This is a genomic window from Pseudomonas sp. P5_A2_2, from assembly GCF_054177685.1.
The window spans coordinates 1-1,565 of sequence record NZ_JBGCUL010001013.1 but is presented as its reverse complement, the minus strand read 5'-3'; the positions used below and the strand labels follow the sequence as shown (position 1 = coordinate 1,565).

Annotated in this window: 1 protein-coding gene and 1 pseudogene; both read left to right on the top strand. The window is 63.7% G+C overall.

Going from position 1 to position 1,565, the window contains the following annotated elements; all coding sequences use genetic code 11:
* Positions 1 to 133 (top strand): annotated as a pseudogene (locus ACXRVY_RS28320) (IclR family transcriptional regulator); the annotation flags it as partial.
* A gap of 39 nt (positions 134 to 172) precedes the next feature.
* The gene (locus ACXRVY_RS28315; RefSeq protein WP_457265936.1) at positions 173 to 1,390 is read left to right on the top strand and encodes an amino acid deaminase; all 1,218 of its coding nucleotides are present in this window, start codon (positions 173 to 175) and stop codon (positions 1,388 to 1,390) included.
* The last annotated feature ends 175 nt before the right edge of the window (positions 1,391 to 1,565 follow it).

Below are 1,565 nucleotides of genomic sequence, written 5' to 3'. Positions count from 1 at the left end.
AGACCCCGGCGGCGTGGCCATCGCGACCCTGTGCATCGTCGCTCCACGAGCCGATGCCAAGAAAAACTACAATGACTACCGCCGGGTGTTGATCGACAGCGCCAACAGCCTGGCCCGTCGCATCAACGAATAACAGCGGCTGCCTGCGGCCGCGTGAACGAGGAGTTCGACCATGTCTTCTGCCCCCCATACTGCCAATGTGGACAAAGGCGCTGCCCCGATCGGTGCCAGCCTGGTGCGTGACGTCAGCCTGCCCGCGCTGGTACTGCACCGCGAGGCGCTGGAACACAACATTCGCTGGATGCAGGACTTCGTCAGCAACAGCGGCGCGGAACTGGCACCCCATGGCAAGACCAGCATGACCCCGGCGCTGTTCCGTCGCCAACTGGACGCCGGTGCCTGGGGCATCACCCTGGCCAGCGCCACGCAAACCCGTGCCGCCTACGCCCATGGCGTGCGTCGTGTGCTGATGGCCAACCAGTTGGTCGGCACGCCGAACATGGCGCTGATCGCCGACCTGCTGGCCGACCCGACGTTCGATTTTTATTGCATGGTCGATCACCCGGACAACGTTGCCGACCTCGGCGCCTATTTCGCCTCCCGTGGCGTGCGCCTGAACGTGATGATCGAATACGGCGTGGTCGGCGGGCGTTGCGGTTGCCGCAGCGAGCAGGAAGTGCTCGACCTGGCCAAGGCCATCGCCGCGCAACCGGCCCTGGCCCTTACCGGGATCGAAGGCTACGAAGGGGTGATCCATGGCGATCACGCCGTGACCGGTATCCGCGATTTCGCCGCGTCACTAGTGCGCCTGGCGGTGCAGTTGCAGGACAGCGGCGCCTTCGCCATTGCCAAGCCGATCATCACCGCGTCGGGCTCGGCCTGGTATGACCTGATTGCCGAATCCTTCGAAGCGCAAAACGCCGGTGGACGCTTCCTCAGCGTGCTGCGTCCCGGCAGTTACGTGGCTCACGACCATGGCATCTACAAGGAAGCGCAGTGCTGCGTACTCGACCGTCGCAGCGATCTGCACGAAGGCCTGCGTCCGGCGCTGGAAGTGTGGGCGCACGTGCAGTCGTTGCCTGAGCCGGGGTTTGCGGTGATTGCCCTGGGCAAGCGCGACGTGGCCTACGACGCCGGCTTGCCGGTGCCGTTGTTGCGGTACAAGGCGGGTGTGGTGCCGGCCAAAGGCGATGATGTGAGTGCGTGCAAAGTGACCGCGGTGATGGACCAGCATGCGTTCATGACCGTGGCGCCAGGGGTTGATCTGCGGGTGGGCGACATCATTTCGTTCGGCACTTCGCACCCGTGCCTGACGTTCGACAAATGGCGTGTTGGCTGTCTGGTGGATGAACAACTGAATGTCATCGAGACCATGGAAACCTGTTTCTAAGGCTCAGGACCGAGGCGCGGCCATCGCGAGCAGGTCGGATCGCCGCACCGTCGCTCCCACATTGGAATGCGATCCCCTGTAGGAGCGAGCCTGCTCGCGATAGCGTCCCCCCAGACAACAAAGAAACACCAGAGACCCCACAACAATGAACACCATCAACACCCTGGGCCCCAAC

What these genes read in the sequence shown, in the direction of transcription:
- ACXRVY_RS28315 (WP_457265936.1), top strand. Translation starts at nt 173, where the DNA reads ATGTCTTCTGCCCCCCATACTGCCAATGTGGACAAAGGCGCTGCCCCG.